This window comes from Actinomycetospora lemnae (assembly GCF_028737315.1).
Classification (GTDB): Bacteria; Actinomycetota; Actinomycetes; order Mycobacteriales; family Pseudonocardiaceae; genus Actinomycetospora; species Actinomycetospora lemnae.
Genome location: NZ_JAQZAO010000007.1, coordinates 1 through 23,807, shown reverse-complemented (window position 1 = coordinate 23,807; position 23,807 = coordinate 1). Strand labels below are relative to the sequence as shown.

General features: G+C 74.4%; 17 protein-coding genes. 8 read left to right on the top strand and 9 right to left on the bottom strand.

The window, feature by feature from the left end; all coding sequences use genetic code 11:
* Positions 1 to 22: 22 nt before the first annotated feature.
* The gene (locus PGB27_RS16690) at positions 23 to 493 is read right to left on the bottom strand and encodes a ribose-5-phosphate isomerase (protein ID WP_274201514.1); all 471 of its coding nucleotides are present in this window, start codon (positions 491 to 493) and stop codon (positions 23 to 25) included.
* A gap of 148 nt (positions 494 to 641) precedes the next feature.
* Here PGB27_RS16690 and PGB27_RS16685 point away from each other — a divergent pair, with 148 nt between their 5' ends.
* The 6 genes from PGB27_RS16685 to PGB27_RS16660 all read left to right on the top strand — a co-directional run bounded on the left by PGB27_RS16685 (position 642) and on the right by PGB27_RS16660 (position 8,977).
* Complete coding sequence (locus PGB27_RS16685) at positions 642 to 3,182, top strand: glutamate--cysteine ligase (protein WP_274201513.1); 2,541 nt, start codon at positions 642 to 644, stop codon at positions 3,180 to 3,182.
* Between the two features lie 28 nt (positions 3,183 to 3,210).
* Positions 3,211 to 4,986: an N-acetylglutaminylglutamine amidotransferase gene (locus PGB27_RS16680; protein WP_274201512.1), complete on the top strand. Its 1,776-nt coding sequence runs from the start codon at positions 3,211 to 3,213 to the stop codon at positions 4,984 to 4,986.
* A gap of 64 nt (positions 4,987 to 5,050) precedes the next feature.
* Positions 5,051 to 6,907, top strand: a complete 1,857-nt coding sequence (locus tag PGB27_RS16675) for a prolyl oligopeptidase family serine peptidase (protein ID WP_274201511.1) — start codon at positions 5,051 to 5,053, stop codon at positions 6,905 to 6,907.
* Positions 6,908 to 6,999: 92 nt separating this feature from the next.
* Complete coding sequence (locus PGB27_RS16670) at positions 7,000 to 7,356, top strand: hypothetical protein (protein ID WP_274201510.1); 357 nt, start codon at positions 7,000 to 7,002, stop codon at positions 7,354 to 7,356.
* An 8-nt stretch (positions 7,357 to 7,364) separates the two neighbouring features.
* On the top strand, positions 7,365 to 8,624 hold the full coding sequence (locus tag PGB27_RS16665) for an RNase A-like domain-containing protein (protein ID WP_274201509.1): 1,260 nt from the start codon (positions 7,365 to 7,367) through the stop codon (positions 8,622 to 8,624).
* Between the two features lie 8 nt (positions 8,625 to 8,632).
* On the top strand, positions 8,633 to 8,977 hold the full coding sequence (locus PGB27_RS16660; RefSeq protein ID WP_274201508.1) for a contact-dependent growth inhibition system immunity protein: 345 nt from the start codon (positions 8,633 to 8,635) through the stop codon (positions 8,975 to 8,977).
* Between the two features lie 150 nt (positions 8,978 to 9,127).
* Here the strand turns inward: PGB27_RS16660 and PGB27_RS16655 are convergent, their stop codons facing one another.
* A complete protein-coding gene (locus tag PGB27_RS16655; protein WP_274201507.1) occupies positions 9,128 to 10,225 on the bottom strand; it encodes an acyltransferase family protein in 1,098 nt (365 codons plus the stop codon).
* Positions 10,226 to 10,245: 20 nt separating this feature from the next.
* Here PGB27_RS16655 and PGB27_RS16650 point away from each other — a divergent pair, with 20 nt between their 5' ends.
* On the top strand, positions 10,246 to 10,599 hold the full coding sequence (locus PGB27_RS16650) for a DUF488 domain-containing protein (RefSeq protein WP_274201506.1): 354 nt from the start codon (positions 10,246 to 10,248) through the stop codon (positions 10,597 to 10,599).
* Here PGB27_RS16650 and PGB27_RS16645 read toward each other — a convergent pair.
* From PGB27_RS16645 to PGB27_RS16630, 4 genes are all read right to left on the bottom strand, one after another.
* Positions 10,580 to 12,004, bottom strand: a complete 1,425-nt coding sequence (locus PGB27_RS16645) for an aldehyde dehydrogenase family protein (RefSeq protein ID WP_274201505.1) — start codon at positions 12,002 to 12,004, stop codon at positions 10,580 to 10,582. The two genes, PGB27_RS16650 and PGB27_RS16645, sit on opposite strands and share 20 nt — an antisense overlap.
* Before the next feature lie 109 nt (positions 12,005 to 12,113).
* On the bottom strand, positions 12,114 to 13,124 hold the full coding sequence (locus PGB27_RS16640) for a TauD/TfdA family dioxygenase (protein WP_274201504.1): 1,011 nt from the start codon (positions 13,122 to 13,124) through the stop codon (positions 12,114 to 12,116).
* Positions 13,125 to 13,192: 68 nt separating this feature from the next.
* Positions 13,193 to 14,224, bottom strand: coding sequence for a 2,3-diaminopropionate biosynthesis protein SbnA (gene sbnA, locus PGB27_RS16635; protein WP_274201503.1), 1,032 nt, complete (start codon positions 14,222 to 14,224; stop codon positions 13,193 to 13,195).
* A 175-nt stretch (positions 14,225 to 14,399) separates the two neighbouring features.
* A complete protein-coding gene (locus tag PGB27_RS16630; RefSeq protein WP_274201502.1) occupies positions 14,400 to 16,235 on the bottom strand; it encodes a serine/threonine-protein kinase in 1,836 nt (611 codons plus the stop codon).
* A gap of 148 nt (positions 16,236 to 16,383) precedes the next feature.
* Between PGB27_RS16630 and PGB27_RS16625 the strand changes: the two genes are divergently transcribed.
* On the top strand, positions 16,384 to 16,989 hold the full coding sequence (locus PGB27_RS16625) for an FHA domain-containing protein (RefSeq protein ID WP_274201501.1): 606 nt from the start codon (positions 16,384 to 16,386) through the stop codon (positions 16,987 to 16,989).
* 28 nt (positions 16,990 to 17,017) lie between these two features.
* On the opposite strand, the gene sbnB is transcribed toward PGB27_RS16625, so the two are convergent.
* The 3 genes from sbnB to PGB27_RS16610 are packed head-to-tail and all read right to left on the bottom strand — an operon-like array spanning position 17,018 to position 23,601.
* Positions 17,018 to 18,046 (bottom strand): 2,3-diaminopropionate biosynthesis protein SbnB, encoded by a 1,029-nt coding sequence (gene sbnB / locus PGB27_RS16620; protein ID WP_274201500.1) that lies wholly within the window; start codon positions 18,044 to 18,046, stop codon positions 17,018 to 17,020.
* A gap of 20 nt (positions 18,047 to 18,066) precedes the next feature.
* Positions 18,067 to 20,706, bottom strand: coding sequence for an amino acid adenylation domain-containing protein (locus tag PGB27_RS16615; protein ID WP_274201499.1), 2,640 nt, complete (start codon positions 20,704 to 20,706; stop codon positions 18,067 to 18,069).
* 21 nt (positions 20,707 to 20,727) lie between these two features.
* Entirely contained in the window at positions 20,728 to 23,601 is a 2,874-nt protein-coding gene (locus PGB27_RS16610; RefSeq protein ID WP_274201498.1) for a Pls/PosA family non-ribosomal peptide synthetase, read from the bottom strand.
* Positions 23,602 to 23,807: the final 206 nt, after the last annotated feature.

Sequence of the window (23,807 nt, the reverse complement as noted above, 5' to 3'; positions counted from 1 at the left end):
GCCTACCCCGCGGCCGGTGCCCTCAGTCCTGCGGCAGCGCCGGGGGCTCGCCCGTCTGCTCGTAGGCGGTGAGCATGGCGATGCGCCGCTGGTGGCGGCCGCCCTCGAACCCGGTGGCGAGGAACGCGGTCACGATCTCGGTGGCCTGCTCGAGGCTGTGCATCCGCGCGCCCACGGCGACCACCTGCGCGTCGTTGTGCTTGCGGGCGAGCTGCGCGGTCTCGACGCTCCAGGCCAGCGCGGCGCGGCAGCCGGGCACCTTGTTCGCCGCGATCTGCTCGCCGTTGCCCGACCCGCCGATGACGACGCCCCGGGCGCCCTGCTCGGCGACGGTCCGGCGACCGGTCTCGACGCAGTACGGCGGATAGTCGTCGTTCGGATCGAACTCGGCCGGCCCGACGTCGACGACGTCGTGCCCCGCCTGCGCCAGTTCGCGCAGCAGGTGGGCCTTGAGCTCGAAACCCGCGTGGTCCGATCCGAGGAAGACGCGCACCCGCGCAGTCTGTCAGGTGTGATGCGGACCGCCGCGGGGGTAGTGGGGACGCGCTCGGAAACATCGCCGTGACACATCGATCGTAGGTTGGCCCGCTATGGCAAGGCGTTCGTCGGACCATCGGCTGGCCCCCGCGCACGAGGTCGTCATGGGTGTCGAGGAGGAGTTCCACCTCGTCGACCTCGAGACGCGCTCGGCCGTGCCGCGCGTGCCCGAGATGCTCGACGAGCTGCAGGCGCTCGACGACGGTGTCCAAGGGGCGTTCGCCGCCGAGCTCAAGCCCTCGATCATCGAGACCAACTCCGCGCCGACCTCCGACCTCGCCGACCTGCGCACCGACCTGGTGCGGCTGCGCGGGATGCTCGCGAACATCGCCGACGACCACGGCCTGGGTGTCGTCGGCGCCGGCAGCGTCCCGCTGATCGACGGCTCCGCCGAGGGCATCACGCCCTCGCCGCGCTACGAGCGGATGCGCGACGAGTACCAGGTGCTCGCCTTCGAGCAGCAGATCTGCGGCACCCAGGTGCACGTCGACGTCCCCGACCGGGACGCGGCGATCACCGTGATGCAGCACAGCGCGCCGTGGCTGCCGATCCTGCTCGCGCTCTCGGCGAGCTCGCCGTTCTGGAAGAGCGAGGACACCGGCTACGCGAGCTCGCGCACCCTCGCCTGGCACCGCTGGCCCACCGCCGGTCCGCCGGCGCCCCTGCGCGACGCCGCCGAGTACGACGCGCTCATCGCCGACCTGCTCGCCTCCGGGACCATGTCCGACCCCGGCATGGTCTATTTCGACATGCGGCCCTCGGCGCACCAGGACACGGTCGAGGTCCGCATCTGCGACGCGAGCCCGAGCGTCGACGGCGTCGTGCTCCTCGCCGGGCTGTCGCGCGCGCTCGTGCGCCACGGGGTGCGCGCCCACCTCGAGGGCCGTCCGACGCCGCAGTACCGCTCCGAGCTGCTGCGCGCCGCGAGCTGGCGAGCGGCGCGCTCGGGCCTCGAGGGCGACCTCGTCGACGTGCCGGGCCGCGAGCTCGTGCCGCCGTCGCGGGCGGTGCGCCTCATGCTCGCCCACCTCGCCGACGACCTCGAGGAGGCCGGCGACCGCGCGGTCGTCGAGGAGCTGGCCCTCGAGGCGCTCGCCCGGGGCAGCTGGGCCGCGCGGCAGCGGCAGCGCGCCAACCGCAGCGGCAACCTCGAGGCCGTCGTCGACATGCTCGTCGCCGAGACCCGCGGCGCCCCGGACTCGCCGGTCGACGCGCCGGTCTCGGCGACCGTCGCCCCGGTGATGCTCGCCGACTACGCCTCGCCCGGGTACGACGAGGCCGTCGCCGAGGACGGCACCGTGCGCCCGGCGTACTCGTGGCTCGTGTCCACCCTCGAGCGGATCGGGCCGTCCGGGCTGCTGGTGCACGAGAAGAGCCGCGACGCCGAGCAGCGCGCCCGCGGCATGTTCTTCCCGCAGTCCGACGACGCCGAGCGGCTCTTCCCGCTCGACCTCGTGCCCCGACTGATCACCGCCGGCGAGTGGACGACGCTCACCGAGGGCCTGGTCCAGCGGGCGCGGACGTGCGAGGCGCTGCTGCAGGACCTGCACGGCGAGCGCGCGTGTCTGCGCGACGGGGTGCTGCCCGAGGGCGCGCTGCGCTGGCTGCCCCGTCCGCACGAGGCCGCGATGAACCTGCACCCCGGCGCGGTGCGGGCGCTGGTCAGCGGCCTGGACCTCGTCTGCGACGGCGAGGGCGAGTGGAAGGTCCTCGAGGACAACCTGCGCATCCCGTCGGGCATCGGGTTCGCCATGGCCGACCGTCGCGTGGTGCGCAGCGTGCTGCCCGAGCTGCAGGCCCCGAACGGCGTCCTCGACGCCGACGACGGCCCGGCGATGCTGCGCGACGCGCTGCTGGCGTGCGCGCCGCCGGCCGCGGGGAGCAACCCGGTGCTGGCCGTCGTCACCGAGGGGCCGAGCGACGCCGCGTACTTCGAGCACCGCATGCTCGCCGAGGAGATGGGCGTGCCGTTGCTCACGCCGGGCGAGCTCCGCGCGGCCGCCGGGATGATCACCATCGCGGAGAGCGGGCGCCCCGTCGACGTCGTCTACCGGCGCATCGACGAGGAGGTCCTGTTCGAGGCCACCGACGCGAGCGGTGTCCGCCTCGGCGAGCCGATCCAGGACGCCGTGCGCACCGGACGCCTGACCCTCGCGAACGCGCCGGGCAACGGGCTCGTCGACGACAAGGGCGTCTACCCCTTCATCTCCGCCCTCACCGAGTACTACCTGGGCGAGAAGGCGACGCTCGCGGCCGTCCCGACCTGGTCGTGCGCCGAACCGGAGCAGCGCGAGTACGTCCTCGAGCACCTGTCCGAGCTCGTCCTCAAGCCGGTCGACGGCTACGGCGGGCAGGGGATCATCATCGGGCCCCACGCGCAGGAGCGGGAGCTCGAGGAGGCCGCGGCGGCGGTGCGCGCGGACCCGAACGGCTTCGTCGCCCAGGAGACCATCCGAATCTCCACGCACCCCACGTTCACGGGCGCGGCGCTGGAGCCGCGGGTCGTCGACCTGAGGGCGTTCGTCGTCCTCGCGCCGACCCCCACCGTGCTCCCGACCCCGTTGACACGGGTCGCGCCCGCCGACTCGCTCGTGGTCAACTCCTCGCGGGGTGGCGGGTCGAAGGACACCTGGATCCTGCGCTGACGGCGCGGGTGACCGGAGGAGGCAGAGTTTGTGCGGCATCGCCGGTGAGTTCCGCTTCGACGGCCGGGCGGCCGAGGTCGGGGCGGTCCTCGACATGGCCCAGGTCCTCGAGCCCCGCGGACCCGACGGCTGGGGTGTGGTCGGGCACGGGCCCCTGGCCCTCGCCCACCAGCGGCTGAAGATCATCGACCTGTCGGAGACCGGCGCCCAGCCGATGGTCGACTCCGAGCTCGGCCTGACCGCCGTGTTCAACGGCATCATCTACAACTACAAGCAGCTCCGCGAGGAGCTGCACGCCGAGGGCTACCGGTTCTTCTCGACCTCGGACACCGAGGTGCTGCTCAAGGCCTTCCACCGCTGGGGGAAGGCCTGCGTCGAGCACTTCAAGGGCATGTTCGCGTTCGCCGTCGCCGACCGGCGCACCGGCGAGCTCGTCCTCGGCCGCGACCGGCTGGGCATCAAGCCGCTCTACGTCGCGCAGGTGCCCGGCGCGCTGCGCTTCGCGTCGTCGCTGCCGGCGCTGCTCGCGGGCGGCGGGCTCAACACCGACGTCGACCGCGTCGCCCTGCACCACTACATGAGCTTCCACTCGGTGGTGCCCGCGCCGCGCACGATCCTGCAGGGCGTCCGCAAGCTGCCGCCCGCGACGGTCCGCACGGTCTCCCCCGACGGCGGCACCGACGACTGGCTGTACTGGACCCCGCAGTTCACGCGCCACGGCGAGAAGACCGAGCAGGAGTGGGCGGAGACCGCGCTCGCCTCGCTGCGCACCGCTGTCGAACGGCGCATGGTCGCCGACGTCCCGGTCGGCGTGCTGCTCTCCGGCGGCATCGACTCGTCGATCGTCGTGGCCCTGCTCGCCGAGATGGGCCAGAAGGACCTCAAGACGTTCTCGATCGGCTTCGAGTCCGAGGCCGGCGAGCGGGGCGACGAGTTCGACTACTCCGACCTCGTCGCGAAGACCTACGGCACCGACCACACGCGGTTCACGGTGCCCAAGCACGAGACCGACGACGCGCTGGAGGGCGCGGTCGCGGCGATGGCCGAGCCGATGGTCAGCCACGACGTCGTCGCCTTCTACCTGCTCTCGCGCGAGGTCTCGAAGTCGATCAAGGTCGTGCAGTCCGGGCAGGGCGCGGACGAGATCCTCGGCGGCTACGACTGGTACCCGCCGCTGGCCGGCATCCCGCGCGACGGCGCCCTCGACGCGTACCAGAAGGCGTTCTTCGACCGCCCGCACAGCGAGGTCGCCCAGCTCCTGACCGCCGAGGCGCTGGTCGACGACGACGTCAGTCGCGCGTTCGTCGCCGAGCACTTCGGCCGGCCCGGCGCGGACTCCGCCGTCGACGCGGCCCTGCGCCTCGACACCACGATCATGCTGGTCGACGACCCGGTGAAGCGCGTCGACAACATGACCATGGCCTGGGGCCTCGAGGCGCGCGTGCCGTTCCTCGACCACGAGTTCGTCGAGACGATGGGCGCGTGCCCGCCGGAGTACAAGCTCGCCGACGGCGGCAAGGGCGTGCTCAAGGCCGCGGCCCGCGGCGTGCTGCCCGACGAGATCATCGACCGGAAGAAGGGCTACTTCCCGGTGCCGGCGATCCGGCAGCTCTCGGGGCCGGTCCTCGAACGCGTGCGGGGCGCGCTGAGCGACCCGGCGGCCAGGTCGCGCGGGCTCTTCCGCCCGGAGGCCGTCACCGAGATGCTCGACGACCCGAACTCCGGCCGGACCAACCTCGGGGCCAACGCCCTGTGGCAGGTCGCACTGTTGGAGATGTGGCTGCAGGCCCACGGCATCACCTAGTCGCGCGCTGGGTACGGTGCCCGACGACGGCGGATCGTGCGCGACTGGAGGAGGGCCCGGGGCGGTGGACGAGTGGATCAGCGCCACGCGTTGCTGGTCACCCAGCCCCTCCCCCGACGGCACCGCGATCGCCTTCGTCTGGGATGGCGACGGGCGCCCGCAGGTCCGCCTGCACCGGCGCGCGACCGGTGAGGAGTGGTCCCTCGACACGGGCGACGACCTCGTCTCCACCGTGCGCTGGTCCCCCGACGGCGCCTGGCTCGCGATCGAGACGGCCCCGGACGGCGGCGAGCGCACCAACGTCGCGATCGTGCGGCCCGACGGGAGCGATCTGAGGCCCGTGCGCGGTGTCGGCGACGCCGACCGCGGCGCGGTCACCCTCGACCGCTTCACGCACACCGGGTCCGTGCTCGCGATCACCGAGTCCGACGTCGAGACGACGACGGCCTGGCTGGTCGACGCCGACACCGGGCAGCGCCAGCGCGTCGGGTCCGGGCACGCCCTGCAGATCCTCGACGTCAGCCGGGACCGCCGCCGCGTGCTGCTGCGCCGCGGCCGGCGGGGCTCCCGCCACGTCGGGATCGTGGACCTCGACGGCACCGAGGGTTGGCACGAGATCGACAGCAACCGCGGCCCCGGCGGGCCCCCGGGCGCCGTCGAGCACTCGGTGGCCATCACCTGGAACTCCAGCGTCGTCGCCGGCCGCTTCTGCCCCGACGGCACGCAGATGTACCTGCTCACCGACGGCGGACGCGAGCGGGCAGCGCTGGTCCGCGTCGACGTCGCCACCGACGCGCGCCCGATGACCCCCGAGGTCCTCGCCGAGCGCACCGACGCCGACCTCGAGCGCTTCGCGCTCACCGAGGACGCCTCGCTCGCCGCGCTCGTGTGGAACGTCGAGGGGCGCAGCGAGGTCGACCTGCTCGACATCGCCGCCGGCAAGTGCTCGTCCTACGCCCCGCCCGGCGACGTCGTGACCCACGCCGTGTTCAGCCACGACAGCGACTCGTTGGTCATGGGCATCCAGTCCCCCGATGTGCCGGCGGCCGTGTGGTGCCACGAGCTGTCCTCGGACACCACGGCGCTGATCTGTCCGCAGGAGGAGCCCCGGTGGTCGCCGGGGCAGCTGGTGCACCCGACGCTCGAGGTCGTCGCCACCCCGGACGGCCTGCGCCTGCCCGGCTGGCTCTACCGCCCGCGGGGCCACGCCGGGCCGCTGCCGACGGTGATCTTCCTGCACGGCGGGCCCGAGGCGCAGGAGCGCCCGGTCTTCACCCCGCTCTACCAGCACATCCTCGCCCGTGGGATCGCCGTGTACGCCGCGAACGTCCGCGGTTCCTCGGGGTTCGGACGCTCCTTCGTCAACGCCGACAACGGCGCCGGGCGCTTCGCGGCGATCCGTGACGTGGCCACGTGCGTCGAGCACCTCGTCGACAGCGGGGTCGCCGACCCCGACCGCGTCGGCGTCATGGGCCGCTCCTACGGCGGCTACCTGACGCTCGCGGCGCTGGTGAACCACCCCGAGCTCTTCGCCGTCGGCATCGACGTGTGCGGGATGGCCGACTTCGAGACCTTCTTCGCCCGCACCGAGCCGTGGATCGCCGACGCCGCGGTCGGCGAGTACGGCCACCCGATCCACGACCGCAACCTGCTGCGCGAGCTCTCCCCGGTGCACCGCATGGAGCACCTGCGCGCGCCCCTGCTCGTCGTGCACGGCAAGTGGGACACCAACGTGCCCGTCCACGAGGCCGAGCTCGCCGTGCACGGGGCCAAGGCCGCCGGCGTGCCCTTCCGCTACCTGCTCTTCGACGACGAGGGCCACGAGATCCAGCGCACCGAGAACCGCGTGCGCTTCATCCACGAGTGCGTGGACTGGCTCAGCGAGCACTTCGGGCTCGACGAGCGCGCGGACGCGGGGTAGCGCGACCGCGCCCCCGACTTCCTCCGAACGCGCCCTACGGGCCGCGTGCCTCTGCCACTCTCCGATCGACGACGTGATCGGACGGGGGCCGCGTGACCGCACCGGGCGAGGGGTTCGACGTCAGCCCCGACGAGCTGCGCGCCGGCGCGGTCGCCCTGCGCGGCGACGCGGAGGCGCTGGCCAGGGCGGGCCGGGTGGCGTCCGCCGCCGCGACCTCCGCAGCCGGGGCGTGCGGGGTGGAGCCGCTGGGGACGGCGGCGGCGCGGTTCGGGCAGGGGCTGGACGGCGCGGTCCGCGCGGTGTCGGGGCGGGTGAGCGAGGCCGCGGCGTCCCTCGAGGGCTCGGCGACCACCTACGTCACCGACGACGTGGGCGCCGCGGGCGGGCTGGGTCGACCGGGCGCCGCCCCCGGACCTGCCGTCGTGCTGCCCGGCCTCGGCGGGCCCTGATGCCCGGGGTGCCGGGTGACCCGGCGGCCGTCGAGGTCGCCGCCGACGCCCTCGACCGCGCCGCGCAGGACCTCGCCACGGTCGGCGACGCCGTGGCGGCGCACGGTCGGGCCGCGACGGCCACGTGGTCGGGGTCCGCCGCGGTGCTCGCCGCAACGGCCGTCGGCACGGCCGCCACCGGCAGCCGCACCACCGCCGGCGCCGTCCGCGCCGCCGTCGGGCCGCTGCGCGCGTTCGCCGCCGAGCTCCGCCGGGCGCAGCAGGACTGGCTCGAGGGCGAGCGGATGGCGCTGCAGGGCCAGGCGCTGCTCGTCGGCGCGGGGTCGGGCGCGCCGGCGGACGCGGCGCGGGAGTCCGGCCGGGTCGCGATCACCGACGGCGCCGCGATCATGACCTCGGCGGAGGACCGGGCGCGGACCGCGGCCGAGGACGCGGCGCGGGCCCTCGACGCCGCCGGGGCGGTCCTGGCCGGCCTGTCCCCCACCGCGCCGGCCGCCGCGCCACCCGACGGCAACGCGTGGGACGGGCTGGTCAAGGCCGGCGGGGACGTCGTCGACGAGGTCGCGAACACCGTCGGTGGCGTCCTCGACCACGTAGACGTCTTCGACCCCGGCTTCGGGGACACGTGGAAGGGCACCTGGGAGACCACCCAGGCGGCCGTGACCGACCCGCTCGGCGCCGTCGGGACGATGGTCCAGGGCACCGTTGCGCCGGTCGTCGACTCGTACCAGACCGGCGGCCTGGACGAGGCCGTCGGCCGCAGCCCGGGCGTCATCGCCGCCGCCCTGGGCGGCAAGGGGCTCGGCAAGCTCGGTCGCCTCCGCGACCTCGCGCCCGACCCCGCGCCGGGCGATCACACACCCCTCGCGCCCGGGGGCGGGCTCCAGCGGCACGAGGACGCGGGTGGGCACACCCTCGACCCGAGCCGCGCCCACGTCGGCGCGAGCGACCAGGATCTGCTCGACCGCCAGGCCAGCATGGACCGGCCGGGCGCCGTGTCGACCTACACCGACCGGCAGACCGCCGAGCGCGCCGTCCACGAGAACATCGCCGCCAACCGAGCCGCGATCGACCGATGGCTCCAGAGCGATCCCAGGAGACCGGGACGATTCGAGTTGGCGCACGACGAGCCCATCGGTCGTCTGGCACCGAGGACCGCTGCTGGGCTCGGAGACGTCACCGACGCCACGGTCTCCCGCGTGGTCCTCGTCCGTGACGTCGCGATGCCGGACGGCTACCGCATCCTGACGTCCTACCCGCGACCGTAGGAGAGATCGTGGACATCGACCCGCAGGCCGAGGAGTGGAGCGAGCTGTGGACGCTCTTCGGTGCCTACTTCCACCAGGACTTCCAGGAGGAGCACGGGACACCGGAGGAGACGGTCAGGGCGTTCTGTCGAGAGTCGTCGCCCGAGCAGCGGATGGAAGCCGCCGCTGAAGTCCGTCGAATCCTCGACGGCACCGCCGGTGAGGCCGACACGCTGCAGGTCGTCCATCGCTTCGGACTCGATTACGCCCCGGAAGCCGAGGGCTGGAAGATGCGCGATTGGCTCGCGGAGCTGGAGCGGGTTCTCCGGGACCCGCACCGGTCGACGACCCTCAACTGGCCCCACGAGTCCTGATCGTGTCCGCGGGGCGCGCCCTGGGACCGGCAGCCCAGGGCGACGACCACGGGATGACGTGGGAGGCGACGGGCCAGGCGCAGCTCCTGCTCGACAGCTTCCCCACCGAGGACGCCGCGCGGGCAGCGGCCGAGGAGCTCCCGCTGCCGCCTACCGCAGCTCTGCCCGCCGAAACGCCGCCACGAGGACGAACAGCACCACCGCCGGCGCCGCCAGCCAGAACGGGCGGGCGAGCAGCCACCCCGCGTCGGGCACCCCGCCCGGCGCCGCGCCCAGGCGCTCCACCACGAGGAACACCGCGGCGAAGGCCGTCATGTGCCACACGAACAGCGTCAGCGCCGTCGCGTTGACCGCCACGACCCACCGCCACGGTCGGCGCCGGCGCAGCAGCCGGTCGGCGGCGGGCGCGACGAGCAGCGCGAGCCCGAGCTGCAGCATGCCCAGGGCGACGACCGCCGGCGTCGTCGGCCACAGGTTCGCCCCGACCATCGACCGCGGGTAGCCGAGCGCACCCGTCAGCACGACGAGCAGCCCGAGCCCCACCCCGGCGACCGCCACGCCCACCCCGCGCGGGACCCGCCCGTGGTCCCGCCAGAGGTAGCCGATCTGGTGGACGAGCACCCACACCAGCGCCGACGAGAGCCACCCGAGGATCGGCAGGGCGGCCCGGAGCGCCTCGAGCACAGCGGTCACGACCACCAGCGCGACGAGCGTCCCCCCGGGCGCCCGCCGGTGCCACCCCGCCGTCACCGGCACCAGGGCCGTGACCAGCGCGTAGACCCCGACGAACCACAACGGCGTCAGCACGCCCGGGAACCGGGCCACCAGCGGCGTCGACGCCCCGGCCGCCGTCGCGACGCCCTCGACGACGGCCCACGCACCCACCCACACCGCCACCGGCGCCAGCAGCCGGCGCCCCCGGCGCCGCAGGAACACCCCGGCCCGCCGCCCGGCCGCGTCCCACCCGGCCAGGTTCGCGAACCCCCCGACGACGAAGAAGGCCGGCATCACCTGCAGCACCCACGTCGCCGCCCACCCCAGCGGTACGGCGTCGACCGGGTTCGGCATGACGACCACGCCGTCCGGGCCGCGGTGGGTCAGCGACCCCACCCAGTGCCACAGGACCACCACGACGATCGCCGCCGCGCGCACCGCGTCGACCAGCCGGTCGCGCGTCGCAGGGGTCGCCTCGGCGAGGGCCGCGACCCCGGCAGGCGCGCGGTGCCGGTCGCCCCGGTCGGTCGTCACGTACGGCACCATCCCCGACGATGACGGTGCAGGTGAAGCGGGTGCGCGAGGAGCGCAGCGACGACGACGGCACGCGCGTGCTCGTCGACCGGCTCTGGCCACGCGGGCTGGCCAAGGCCGACGCCGACCACGACACGTGGCTGCGCGACGTCGCGCCCAGCTCCGAGCTGCGGCGATGGTTCGCCCACGACCCGGCGAAGTACGACGAGTTCGCCCGCCGCTACCGCGCCGAGCTCGAGGCCGAGCCCGCCGCATCGGCCCTCGCGACGCTGCGCGACACGCCGGGCCCGATCACCCTGCTGACCGCGACCAGGGACACCGAGCACAGCCACGCCCGGGTCCTGGCCGAGGTCCTCAGAGCTGGATCGACTTGACCTCGAGGAACTCCTCGAGCCCGTAGCGCCCGAGCTCGCGGCCGGTGCCCGACTGCTTGTAGCCGCCGAACGGCGCGAGCGGGTTGAACGCGCCGCCGTTGACGTCGACCTGCCCGGTGCGCATCCGCTTGGCGACCTCCAGCCCGCGCTCCTGCGACCCCGCGAACACCGCACCGGCGAGCCCGTACACGGTGGCGTTGGCGATCTCGACGGCCTCGTCCTCGTCGGCGTACGGCATCACCGACAGCACCGGACCGAAGATCTCCTCCTGGGCGATCGTCATGTCCGGGCGGACGCCGGAGAAGATCGTCGGACGGACGTAGGCGCCGCGCTCCAGCCCGTCGGGACGGCCCGGGCCGCCGACGGCGAGCTCGGCGCCCTCCTCGACGCCCTGGGTGATGTAGTGCTCGACCCGCTCGCGCTGGCGGTCCGAGGACATCGGCCCGATGCGCGTGGACTCGTCGGTCGGGTCGCCGACGGTGTACTTGGCGGACTGCTCGACGGCCATCTCCACGACCTGGTCGTGCAGCGCCTCGGGCACGAGCAGGCGGGTCCAGGCGGTGCACGTCTGCCCGCCGTTGATGAAGCAGTTGCCGAGGCCGAGCTTGACGGCCTGGGTGAGGTCGGCGTCGTCGAGGACGATGTTGGCGGACTTCCCGCCGAGCTCGAGCGCGACCCGCTTGACGGTGCCGGCCGCCACCTCCTGCACCCGCCGCCCCGCGGGCACCGAGCCGGTGAACGACACCATGTCGACCAGCGGGTGCTTCGCCAGCGCCTCGCCGGCCTCGGGGCCGGTGCCGTGCACGACGTTGAAGACCCCGGCGGGCAGCCCGGCCTCGGCGGTGATCTCGGCCAGGATGCTCGCCGTCAGCGGCGCGACCTCGCTGGGCTTGAGCACGATCGTGCAGCCCGCGACCAGCGCCGGCGCGACCTTGGCGACGACCTGGTGCAGCGGGTAGTTCCACGGCGTCACCGCCCCGACGACGCCGACGGGCTCGCGCACGACCAGCGAGTTGCCGATCTCCTCGGTCCACGGGAACGACTCGGCGAGCCCGGCGACGCCCTTCGAGGTCGCCATCGGCATGCCGACCTGCACCGAGTTCGCGAACTTCGTCGGCGACCCCATCTCGGCGGTGATCGAGGCCGCGATCTCCGCACTGCGCGCCTTGATCCCCTCGCGGATCGCCAGCACCGTCGCCACCCGGTCGGCGAGCGGCGTCGCCGCCCACCGGTTGAAGGCGTGCCGCGCGGCCACCACCGCGGTGTCGATCTCCGAGGCGCCGCCCGCGGGCACCTCGGCGATCGTCTCCCCGGTGGCCGGGTTCACCACCGGGATCGCTCCCGGGCCCTCCTGCCAGGTCCCGTCGATCCAGTGCCGCGACAGGGTCTCGACGCTCGCCGTCATGCCTGCTGACCTCCAGGTGCTCGTCCGGTTCCCCCACCACTGTGCCCGCGGTGGCGGCGACGAACCCCGAGGAGCAGGGACTCCCTCAGCGGCCCCCTCAGCGGCCCCCTCAGCGGCGAGGCCCCGGCACCGCCGGCCCCGCCCCGCCGTCGAGGCGGATCGCGTCGGCCATCCCCACGACGACCTCGCGGTCGCCCTCGTAGGGGTCGCGGCCGTGGGCGGTGCGGATGTTGTCGACGACCAGGACGTCGCCCGCCTGCCACGGCTCGCGCACGGTGTGCGCGGCGTAGGCGTTGTTGATCAGGTTGACGACGTCCTCACCGATCGGCTCGCCGTTGCCGAACCGCGTGGTGAACGGCAGGCCGTCGGGCCCGTAGGACTCGACGAGGTACTCGCGGACGTCGGGGTCGAGCGTCCACTCGTTGAGGAACGCGACCTGGTTGAACCAGCAGGGCCGCCCGTCGACGGGGTGCCGCACGACGGCGCGACGCCGCTGGCGGGTGCTCAGGCCGTCGCCGTTCCAGGTGAACTCGATGCCCTGGCTGCGGCAGTAGTGCTCGACGGCGCCGCGGTCGTTCGTGCCGAACGCCTCGGCCCACGAGGCGCCGATCTCATCGTTGTAGTTGCGGACCAGCATCCAGCCCTCGTGGTCGAGCCGCGCGACCAGCGCCGGCGGCAGCGCCTGGAGGACGGCCGAGGCGTCGCCGACCGGGGTGGCGCCGCCGGCGGCGGGCGGCGTGAGGCAGGCGAAGAACATGAACGCTGGCGGGTCGGGCAGGTAGCTCAGCTCGTTGTGCAGGCACATCTGCTGGGTCGACGGCCACGGGGTGGCCGAGTACAGCCCGTTGCCGAGGGCCGTGCGGGCCGCGAAGGCCTCGCGCTCGGCCAGCAGGCCGACCGCCGCGAGGCGCCCCATCACGGCGGCCGTCTGCGCGTGGTCGCGGACGCCGAGCCCCCGGATCAGCACCGAGCCGTGGCGGGCGACGATCTGCCGGACGTCGTTGCGGTGATACGCCGCCCAGCCGACCGGGTCGGGACCGGGGTTCACCCACAGGACCGGCGGGTGGCCGGGACGGAGGTCGAGGTTGCCGGCGGCGGGCGGCTGCATCGTGGACGACATGGTGGTGCTCCCAGGGCGGATCGGGCGGTAGGACGAGGTCAGGGGCGGTGCGAGCCGGCGGCCGACGATCAGGCGGGCGGCGTGGTCGGCGTGTTCGGTGTTCCCACCGTGGGCAGCTGGTCGGGGTCGGGCAGGGTGTAGCGACCGGTCAGGCGCGCGTAGGCGCCGTAGTGCTCCTCGCGCCACATCGGGGCGTAGACGGTGTCGAGGTAGCGCTCGCCGGAGTCGGGCGCCAGCGTCACCGCGGTCATCCCCGGCCGGCCGTGCTCGTTCAGCCAGGCCTGGGCGCCGGCGACGACGGTGCCGGTGGAGCCGCCGAAGAGGAACCCGCGCATGGCGAGGCGCTGGCACATCCGCAGGGTCTCGGTCTCGGGGACCATGACGACGTCGTCGATCAGCGAGCGGTCGAGCGCGGGCGGCGTCATGCCCATACCCAGACCGGGGATGCGGCGGGTGCCGGCCTCGCCGCCGAAGCTCACCGAGCCCTCGACGTCGATCGCGACGACCTTGACGTGCGGGCGGTGCTGCTTGAACCAGCGCGCGGTGCCCATCAGCGTCCCGCAGGTGCCCGCCCCGACGCACACGACGTTGATGTGCGGGAAGTTGTGGGCGATCGCCGGACCCGTCTGGGCGTAGTGGGCGCCCGCGTTGGCCGGGTTCTCGTACTGGTTGAGCCACACGGCGTCGGGGTTCTTCGCGCAGATCGAGGCGAGGTGCTCGATGCGGGCGCCGAGCAGGCCGGTCTCGGGGTGGGGCACGTCGACGACGTGGACCTCGCCGCCGAAGGCCTCGATCAGCTTGCGGGTCTGCGCGTTGCAGCGGTCGTCGGTGACGCAGATGAAGCGGTAGCCGTGGTTCGCGCAGACCATGGCCAGGGCGACGCCGAGGTTGCCCGACGAGGACTCGACAACGATCGACCACGGATTGAGCAGGCCCTGGGCCTGCGCCGCCGCGATCATCGAAGCCGCCGCTTTCAGCTTCACGGACCCCGCGAAGTTCATGCCCTCGACCTTGAGGAAGAGGTTGTGCTCGACGATGGCGCGCAGGTCCACGAAGAGGTCGTCGGTGTTGTACTGCTGCGGGGCGGAGATGATGGTCAAAGCGACCTCCTCGTGTTCGCTGTCGTCGTCCCGGTGCGGATCACAGGGTCCGCTGCGGCGCCCCGCGTCGACATCGCCGCGCGGGCACCCTTTCCCCGAGCCGGGGTCAGGCTTTCCTCACCCCGGGGTAAGGGGGAGCGGGACGTGGTGCCGTGATCCATCGCGAGACCTCCGGTCAGCCCGCGGCGGGCGTCAGGAGGATGGCCACGTACACGGCGCCCGCGATCAGCGCCGCGGCCCCGAGGACGGCCAGGACGACCCAGAGGACCGTCCGGACGGTGTTCCGCTCGGCCGGCGCGTCCGCCGCGGCCGTCGGGGCCGTCGGGGTCGTCGAGACCGGTGCGGAGGCCGGGGTCACCGAGACCGGGGCGAGCGACGGCGACGACGCCGACGCTCCGCCGGCGGGCCGGGCGGCGGGCCGCCCGGTCGACGTCGCGGTGGGCGCGGCGGACGACGGCGCCGACGGCCGCGCGGACGGCCTGGCACTCGAGCCCCCGTTCGGTCCCGCGTTCGGTCCCGCGTTCGAGCCCGGGGTCGCGCCGCGCCGCGGGTCGCCGACCCGCAGATCGGACGTGACGCCCTCGCCGGCGGGCGGGCGTGGCGGGGTCGGCGGTGCCGACGACGCCGGCTGGGCCGGCTGGGCCGATCGCGGACCCCCGCCCGCGCCGCGGACCGCCCCGGCGGGTCCGTGGGCCCGGCCCGTCGGCGGCCGGGGCGCACCCCGCACCGGCGGCCCGATCTCGCGCGTCGGCGGCGTCTCCGGCCGGGGCGTCCCCCCGATGCGGGTGCGCGGACCGGGCGCCTCGCGCACCACCGCCGCCTGCGCCGCGGGCCGCGGCAGGGCGGTCGTCGTGTCGGCGCCGTGCGGTGCCGCCCCTGTCCGTGCGGGCACGGCCGTGGTCGGCACGTCGAGCGCCGCCGCGGCCGGCGAGGCCTGTGTGGAGCCGCGGCGGGGCTTCGTCGGCTCCTCGGACGGTGCCGGCTCGCCGGACGGGACCGGCTCGGCGGACGACGTCCCGGCCGGCGCGGGCTCGGCGGCCGGGGTCTTCCCGGCCTCGCTCCCGGCCCGCGCGCGCTCGGCGATCTCGGGGGTCTCGCCGTCGACGATGTGCTCCGCCGGCGCGGGCGTCTCCTCCCGCGGCGCCGCGGTGGTCGGGGTCGACGGCACCGTCGTCCCGGTGCCCGCGTCGAGCGCCGCCCGCGCGGCGGCGGCGAGCTCGCCGGCGCTCGCGGGACGCTGCGCGGGGTCCTTGGCCAGGCCCGCGGCGATCACGGCGTCGAAGGCCTCGTGCAGGCCCGGCACCGAGCGCGACGGCGTGGGCGGGGTCCAGGTCAGGTGGGCGGTCATGAGCTCGGTGAACCCGTCGAGCGGAAAGGGCCGGCTCCCGGTGAGGCACTCGAAGAGCAGGCACGCCAGCGCGTAGATGTCGATGCCCACCCCGCCCTCGCCCCGGAACCGCTCGGGGGCCATGTAGTCGAGGCTGCCGATGAGGGTGCGGGTCCCGGTGAGGGCCGCGCTCTCGTCGCCCGTCATGGAGCGGGTGATCCCGAAGTCGACGAGGTAGACGAAGTCGTGGGCGCCGACCGCGTCGTCGATCAGCACGTTCGACGGCTTGACGTCGCGGTGCACCAGGCCCGCGTGGTGGGCGGCGTCGAGCGCGGACGCGACCTGCTCGATGATCGCCACCGCGCGTGCGGGCTTCAGCCGGCCCTCGGCCTGGAGGATCTTCTCGAGGTCGGCACCCCCGACGAGCCGCATGTCGAGGAACAGGCGTCCGTCGATCTCGCCGTAGCGGTGGATGGGGATGACGTGCGGGCTGTGCAGGCGCGCGGTCAGCCGCGCCTCGCGACGGAAGCGCTTCTGGAACTCGTCGTCGTTGGCCGTCCCGGCCACCAGGCGCTTGAGCGCGACGATCCTGTCGTGCTCGGTGTCGAAGGCCTCGAACACCTCGCCCATGCCGCCGCGACCGACGCGGCGGCGGAGCTCGTAGGGCCCGAAACGCTCGACCACCTGTGGCACCCCCTGACCCCTGGTCGAAGCTCGTGACACTATGTCGCACGCACCCCCGTTCGTGGTACATGCCGCGTAGTAGTCTCACCCGAAAGTCACGTTGTGTCACCACCCCCGCTCGGGTGGATCCACGGCGAGGAGGCGAGGCGTGGCCGACGACCGGGACCGTGCGACGAGCTTCCTCGAGGTGTGGCGGCCCGGCGGCGTCGAGGTCGTCCTCCTCTCCCCACCGACGGTGACGATCGGGCGCGGCGAGGGCAACGGGGTCGTGCTCGACCACGACGGCCAGGTCTCGTCGCTGCACGCCGTGCTGCAGGCCTACGGGCCGAGCTGGGCGATCCGGGACCTCGGCAGCACCAACGGGACCGTCGTCGGGGGCGAGCGGCTCATCGCCGAGCGCGCCCTGCGCCACGGGGACGTCATCCACGTCGGCGCGACCCGCATGGTGTTCCGCGGCTCCGGGGGACGGGCGGCGCCCACCACGGCGCCGCGCCGGGCCCCGGAGCTCACGCGCCGCGAGCACGACGTGCTCGTGGCGCTGTGCCGGCCGTTGTTCTCCGGGGCGGTGTTCACGGAGCCCGCCACCGCGCGGGCCATCGCCGCCGAGCTCGTCGTGTCCGAGGCGGCGGTCAAGCAGCACCTGCTGCGCCTCTACGACAAGTTCGAGCTCGACCCGACGAGCACCCGGCGCCGCGTCGAGCTCGCCAACGCGGCACTGGAACGCGGGGCCGTCACCCCCGGCGAGCTCACCTGACGCTCGCCGGGGCGCGACCGCGACGGCCTCAGCCGTACCGCTTGAGCTCGTGGAAGAAGTCCTCGACCACGTGCAGGCCGCCGGTCTTCGTGACGTGGTCGTAGACGTCCTTGCCCAGCGCCAGGTCGAGGATGCCGAGGCCGAACGGCGAGAACACGACGGTCCGGTCGGTCGGCAGCGTGATCCGCTCCTCGAGGACGTCGCCCAGCGTCCCGTGCACGTGGTCGCGGTTGCCGGTCTCCTGCTCCACGAGGTGCACCGAGGTGTTGGCGCGCAGGCAGTGGTCGACGTCGTCGACGATGTTCGTCGAGGACTGGATCACCTCGCTGCCCAGGTCACGCAGCGACACGTGCAGCACCAGCGGGTGGTGGTCGAACCACGACGGGTCGTGCACGTGCGGGGTCCCGGCCACCGTGGCGAAGACGACCAGATCGCTGTTCCGGATCAGCGACTCGGCGTCGTCGTGCACGGTGATCGTCCCCGTGCCCTCCTGCGTCTCGAGATAGCCACGGAACCCCTCGGCGCTCTCGGGCTTCAGGTCGAACACGCCGGTCTCGTCGAAGGTCCACCCGCTCGCCGCGAGGTAGGTGTGCAGGTAGCGGGCGATGAGGCCCACCCCGAAGAAGCCGACGCGACGGGGCCGCTCGCGACCGCGGGTCAGCCGGTCGGCGGCCAGCGCCGCGGAGGCCGAGGTGCGGCACGCGTTGATGATCGACGCCTCGAGGCAGGCGAAGGGGTAGCCGGTGTCGTGGTCGTTGAGGATCAGCACCGCCGACGCGCGGGGCACCCCGGCCGCCACGTTCTCCGGGAAGCTCGAGACCCACTTGATCCCGTCGACGTTCACGTCCCCGCCGACGGACGCGGGGAGCGCGATGATCCGCGACGTCGGCCGGTCGGCGAAGGTGAGGAAGTACGACGGCGGGTTGTGGGTCCGGCCCGCGTCGTGGAGCCGGTAGGTCTCCTCCATGAGGGCGATCACGTCGCGCTCGCGACCGCGCAGCGCCTCCCCCACCTGGGCACCCGGGATCACCGCGAACGGCGGCACCGTCACTGACATCGCTGACTCCTTCGGGGTGGTCACGTCGAGGGCGTGAGGTCGGAGGCGCGCAGCCGGACCGTCGGGGTCTCGTCCACGTCGGATGGCGGGGTGGGAGCGGCGGCGGGAGCGGGCGCCGGGGCGGGCGCCGGCTCGGCCGTTGCACGGCCGTCGATGAGCGCGGCGAGGTCGGCGAGCACCGGGTTCGCCACGATCTCGGGCAGGGTGACGGCCTTCTTCAGCCCGACCGCCATCTTCACGGCGAGCAGCGACGAGCCGCCGCGCTCGAAGAAGTGGGTGTCGCGGCCGAGCGCCGACGCGTCGACACCGAGCAGCGGCGCCCAGACCGCGGCCACGCGCTCCTCGGTCGGCGTCAGCGGGGTGGTGTCGCCGCCGGCGGCGGGCTCGGGCTCGTCCAGGGCGAGCGCGAGCGCCGTGAGCGCCTTGCGGTCGATCTTCCCGTTGGGCGTGAGCGGCAGGGTCTCCTGGTGGTGCAGCACCGGCGGCACCATGTAGACGGGCAGCGAGGCCTCGAGGGTCCCGCGCAGCACCTCGGTCTCCACCGGCGCGGCGGCGCCGTAGAAGCCGACGAGCTGCTTGCCGCGCCCGGGCCGCTCGGCGACGACCACCGCGGCGTCGCGCACCCCGGGCGCCCGCAGCAGGGTGTTCTCGACCTCGCCGATCTCGATGCGGAACCCGGAGATCTTCACCTGGTGGTCGCGGCGGCCGAGGAAGTCGAGCTTGCCGTCGGGCAGCCAGCGCCCGTGGTCGCCGCTGCGGTAGAGCCGCTCGCCGGGCCGGAGCGGGTCGGGGACGAAGGCCTTCGCGGTGCGCTCGGGGTCGTTGACGTAGCCGCGGCCGACGCAGACCCCGGAGAAGACGATCTCGCCCGGGGCGCCGAGGGGCACCGGGTGCAGGTGCTCGTCCACGACGTAGACGCGGACGTTGGGCACGGCCGGCCCGAGCGGCACCCGCTCGCCGGCGGGGACCTCGGTGAGGATCTCGTGGTTGGTGTCGTCGCAGGTCTCGGTGAGGCCGTAGGCGTTGACGACGGCGACGTCGGGGCGCACGGAGAACCAGCGCGCCACCAGCTCCTTCTTGACCGCCTCGCCCGTGACCGCGATGCGCCGCAGGGCGGGCAGCACCTCGGTCGCCGGGGCGTCCTGCTGCTCGAGGAAGGACACGACGACGTCGAGGTAGGACGGGACGAGCTGGGCGACCTCGACCCGCCGACGGGCCAGGAGGTCGACGAACCGCGGGACGTCGAGGATGACCTCCTGCTCGACGATGACGGTGGTGCCGCCCACCAGCCACGGCGCCACGAGCTGCCAGAGCGAGATGTCGAAGCACTGCGGCGCGGTCTCGGTGACCACCGTGCCCTCGGTGATCCCGAGGTCCTCGATCTTCGCGTAGAGGTGGTTGACCATCCCCGCGTGCTCGCACATGGCGCCCTTCGGCTCGCCCGTCGAGCCGGAGGTGAAGTACAGGTACGCGAGGCGGTCGCCGGCGATCTCGACCTGCGGGACCACGTCCCCGTGCTCCTCCGCGATCGCGTCGTCGACGAGCAGGCGCTCGGGGGCCGCGGTGCCGAGGCCGGCCAGGGCCTCGTCGAGGGTCGTCGTGCTGCCCCGCTCCCCCAGCACCAGCTGCGCGTCGGCGCGGGTGAGGACGGTCGCGATGCGGTCGGCCGGGAAGTGCGGCTCCAGCGGCAGGTAGGCGGCCCCCGCCTTGAGGATGCCGAGCACGGACGCGGCCCAGTCGAGGGTCCGCTCGGCCACCACCGCGACGATGCCCTCGGGCGGCAGGCGGCGGGCCAGGATCGCGCGCGCGACCCGGTCGGTGACCTCGTCGAGCTCGCGGTACGTCCACGACCGCTCGCCGTTGACCACGGCGACCCGGTCCGGGTCGGCGGCGGCCCGCCCCCGGATGATCTCGTGGGCCGGACGGTCGGGCCGCTCGCGCACCGGGCCCGCGAGGCCGTCGATCTGCTGCGCCAGCTCCTCGGGGCCGACGAGACCCTGCGCGCCCGGCGCCGCGTCGAGGTCGGCGCACAGCTGCTCGAGCGCGGTGAGGTGGTAGCCCGCGATCCGCTCGGCGGCCGCGGCGTCGAGGTCGCCCGGCCGGTGCACGACCCGCAGCACGTCCGCGGCCGGGCGGTCGACCCGGAAGACGGCGTCGTCGGCGAGCGGGGCGTCCGCAGCGCTGCCGTCGGCGACCGCGGGCGCCAGCACCGTCTCCGGCCACAGGCCGGTCAGGTCGCGCCGTGCCTGGGCCAGGGCCACCTCGTCCCCGGGCTGGTCCGCGCCGGCCAGCTCGGAGAGTGCCGTGGCGGCCGCTGTGGCCAGCACCCGCCACGACGCGACCTCGGTGTCGAGACGGGCCGGCAGCGTCCGGCCCGCGACCTCGACCCCCGCGAGGACCTCGGGCTCCGCGGTGAGCGCCGCGAGGACCCGGGCGTGCGCCGCGAGGAGCAGTGCCTCCGGGACCACGCCGAGGCGTCCGGCCTGCGCGGACACCGCGTCGAGCAGCGCCGCCGGCACGGACACCGTCGTCGCGACCGGGCCCTCGCCGGGCGCGCGGGGGGTGAGGCTCCACCGGGGCACGGCGGTGGCGCCGCTCGCGAGGACGGCACGCCAGCGGCTGTCGTCGGTGACTGCGCACGCGATCGTGGTGTCGGTCATGGGTCCGTCCTCGGGGTTCGGTCAGTCGAGGCCTCGGGCGGGGTTGCCGCCCCAGGACTCGCCGGCCGGCACCTCCTCGCCCTTCATCAGGAACGTGTCGGGGGCGAGGACCGCGTCGTCGCCGATGGTCGTGCCGTAGTGCACGAAGGAGGAGACGCCGAGGGTGACGCGGGCACCGATCACCACGCGCTCGGACTTGAACCCGCCGTCCTCCTGCGAGTGGCACTGGATGATGCAGCCCTCGCCGAGCGTGGCGTCGTCGCCGATGGTCGTGAACTCCTTCTCGGTGAGGTTCGCGCCGTCGTCGAACACCCGCGCGCCGACCCGTGCGCCGAGCAGGCGCCACACCATCGGCTTGAACGGCGTGCCGTTGAACATCTGCACCCAGTCCGGCGACGGCACCTTCCAGTAGCGCTCGTGGCGCCAGAACGCGGGGTCGTAGATCGAGACGCCGTCGGGTGCGTGGGTCTTGAGCCGCGACACACACCGTTGGACCAGCACGAACCAGCCGACCAGCAGGACGATGCCGACCAGCTCGACGATGACGACCTCGGCCGGCCCCGCCTGGATCGGCAGCGACGCGACCGCCACGACGCCCACGAGGGCCAGGTAGCCGAAGAGCCACCGCACGAGCAGGCGCAGGGCCATCGACACGCCGTTGTCGAGGTTCTTGCGGCGCAGCGACGCGGCGAGCTCGGCAGGGTCCTCGACGTCGAGGGCGCTGTCCCGCGCGACCTTGCGCGGGATCTCGAAGCTCGGGGAGCCCAGCAGGCCGACGCCCTGCCGGACCTTCCCCTGCATCGGGATCTGCACCTTCGTCGCCAGCAGGCAGTCGTCGCCGGTCCGGCCCTGCGGCGGGTAGGCGATCTTGTTGCCGAGGAAGTTGTTCGCGCCGATCGTCGTCCGCGAGACGCGGAACGACGTCGCGGAGTACTCGGCGTTCATCACCGACAGGCCGTCGGCGACGACGGTGCCGCGCCCGACGCTCGTCAGGTACGGGTTCTCGTGCTGGACCGCCATGCCGAAGTTGGAACCGGTCTGCACGAGCGGACGCAGCTCGTAGCCGACGAGCACGAGGTAGTGGGCGATCGCGGAGCTGTCGCCGAACAGCTCGACGAAGGACTTGACGTTGGTGGACGTCCCGATCGCGCGGTGCAGCCAGTAGCGCACCCCGTAGAGGGGGTAGACGTGGTCGGGGCGGACCCCGAGCGCGAACAGCCGCGGCACCGTCGCCACCACGATCAGGCCGAGCACGATGCCGCCGAGGTAGAGCGCGCCGCTGAGCGCCAGCAGCTGGAGGTGGAAGGTCCCGGTGAGGAGCACGCCGGGCGCGGGCTCGAACAGCGCGGCGAACACCGGCACCAGGGAGTACAGCGCGCCCGCGATCGCGAGGGCGGCGGGCGAGGCCACCGCCAGCACCACCACGAGGAGCACCGACGAGTAGACGACCCGGCGCACGCGGCTGCCGGGGGCCGGCGGCACCGCGGGCAGCGGGCCCTCGGTGCTGCGGCGCCCGGGCGAGCCGTGCCAGACCTCGCCCACGGGGATCGCCTGGCCCGCGTGCAGCGACGAGCTGTGGGCGAGCGACGCCCCGTCGCCGACGGCGGTCCGCACGTCGAGCACCGTCGCCTCGCCGACGAAGGCGCCCGCACCGATGCTGACCCCGCCGATCTCGATCCGGCCGTCGTGCGCGCGGTAGCACGCGATGACGGCCTCCTTCCGCACGAGGGTGCCGTCGCCGACGCTGAACAGGTCGGTGCACACCGGCACCTGCCTCGAGAGGTAGACGACGTCGCGGCCCACCTTCGCCCCGAGCGTGCGCAGGTAGAGCGTGAACGCCGGCGTTCCGTTGAACAGCACCATCGGACTGGTGCGGACCAGCGTCTTGACCACCCAGAACCGCAGGTAAGCGGGGCTCCACACGCGGATCGACCCGGGCTTCCAGCGCCCGATGAGCGCCCACTTCGCGACGATCGGCAGCACGCTGAGCGCGACGAACCCGATGACCCCGACGAGGAGGGCCGCGAGGTAGCCCTCCACGATCCCGGTCGCCGTCGTGACCGCCCGGAAGCCGTAGGTGAGGATGACGGCGGCGAGGTAGCTGTAGGCCACGACGCAGACGAGCTGCGCCGCCCCGCACAGGACGAACGCCGCGGTGCCGGCGCGCGGCCCGGTGGGCTCCTCGGTCTCGGTGACCGACGGGCCCGCCGGCCCGGACGGCGCCCGATCGGCCGCCCCGCCGAGGGCCTTCGTCAAGCTCGCGATCGTCGGGTTCGCGTAGATGTCGGGCATGCCCACCGACGGCAGGTCGTCGCGCTTGCGCGTCCGCGCGCAGAAGCGGGCCATGAGCAGCGAGTCGGCGCCGAGGTCGTCGAAGAAGTGCGCGTCGGGCGGCACGTCAGGGCGCTCGAGGACCTCGGCGAGCACCCCGGCGAGGCCGCTGGTGGTGCGCGCGGCCCCGCCGGCGTCGGCGGGCTTGGCGGCCGGGGCCAGCGCCTTCGCGAGCGAGGCGAGGGTCGGGTTCTGGTAGATGTCCTGCATCGCCGCCGACGGCAGGTCGGGGTGCTTGCGGATGCGCGCGCAGAAGCGGGCCATCAGCAGCGAGTCGGCGCCCAGGTCGTCGAAGAAGTTGCCGTCCTTCGGCACGTCCGGGCGCCCGAGGATCTCGACCAGGATCTCCCGGAGCAGGGCCTCGGTCGCGCCGGGCGCGGCGGCCGGTGCTGCGGCTGCCCCGGCCTTGCCCGGCGTGGCGGGCGGCTTCGCGGGCGGCGCGGTGGGCTGGACGGGCGGGGCGGGGGCGGCCGCCGTCCCGAACCCGGGACGGCCCGGCGGCGGTCGCAGTCCCGGCCCGGCGGGGCCGCGGTGCGGGGGTGGGCCCGGGCGGGTCGGTGGCACGGGCCGGCCCGGCGCGCCGGGTCGAGGGGGCGCACCGTGGCGGGCGGGCGGCGCGGGGCGGCCGGCGCCGGGGGTCGGGGGTCCGGGGGCCGGTCGGCTGGGCGTGGCGGGGCCCGGGGCTCCCGGGCGGCGCCGGGGCTGGGCGGGCGGGGGGGGCGGCGCCGACGGCCGGGCTGCGGGCGGGCGCGGGGCGCTCGGCCGCAGAG

Coding starts and splice junctions, on each gene's coding strand:
- PGB27_RS16685 (WP_274201513.1), top strand. CDS start 642: ATGGGTGTCGAGGAGGAGTTCCACCTCGTCGACCTCGAGACGCGCTCG.
- PGB27_RS16650 (WP_274201506.1), top strand. CDS start 10,246: ATGACGGTGCAGGTGAAGCGGGTGCGCGAGGAGCGCAGCGACGACGAC.
- PGB27_RS16645 (WP_274201505.1), bottom strand. CDS start 12,004: ATGACGGCGAGCGTCGAGACCCTGTCGCGGCACTGGATCGACGGGACC.
- PGB27_RS16640 (WP_274201504.1), bottom strand. CDS start 13,124: ATGTCGTCCACGATGCAGCCGCCCGCCGCCGGCAACCTCGACCTCCGT.
- sbnB (WP_274201500.1), bottom strand. CDS start 18,046: ATGTCAGTGACGGTGCCGCCGTTCGCGGTGATCCCGGGTGCCCAGGTG.
- PGB27_RS16615 (WP_274201499.1), bottom strand. CDS start 20,706: ATGACCGACACCACGATCGCGTGCGCAGTCACCGACGACAGCCGCTGG.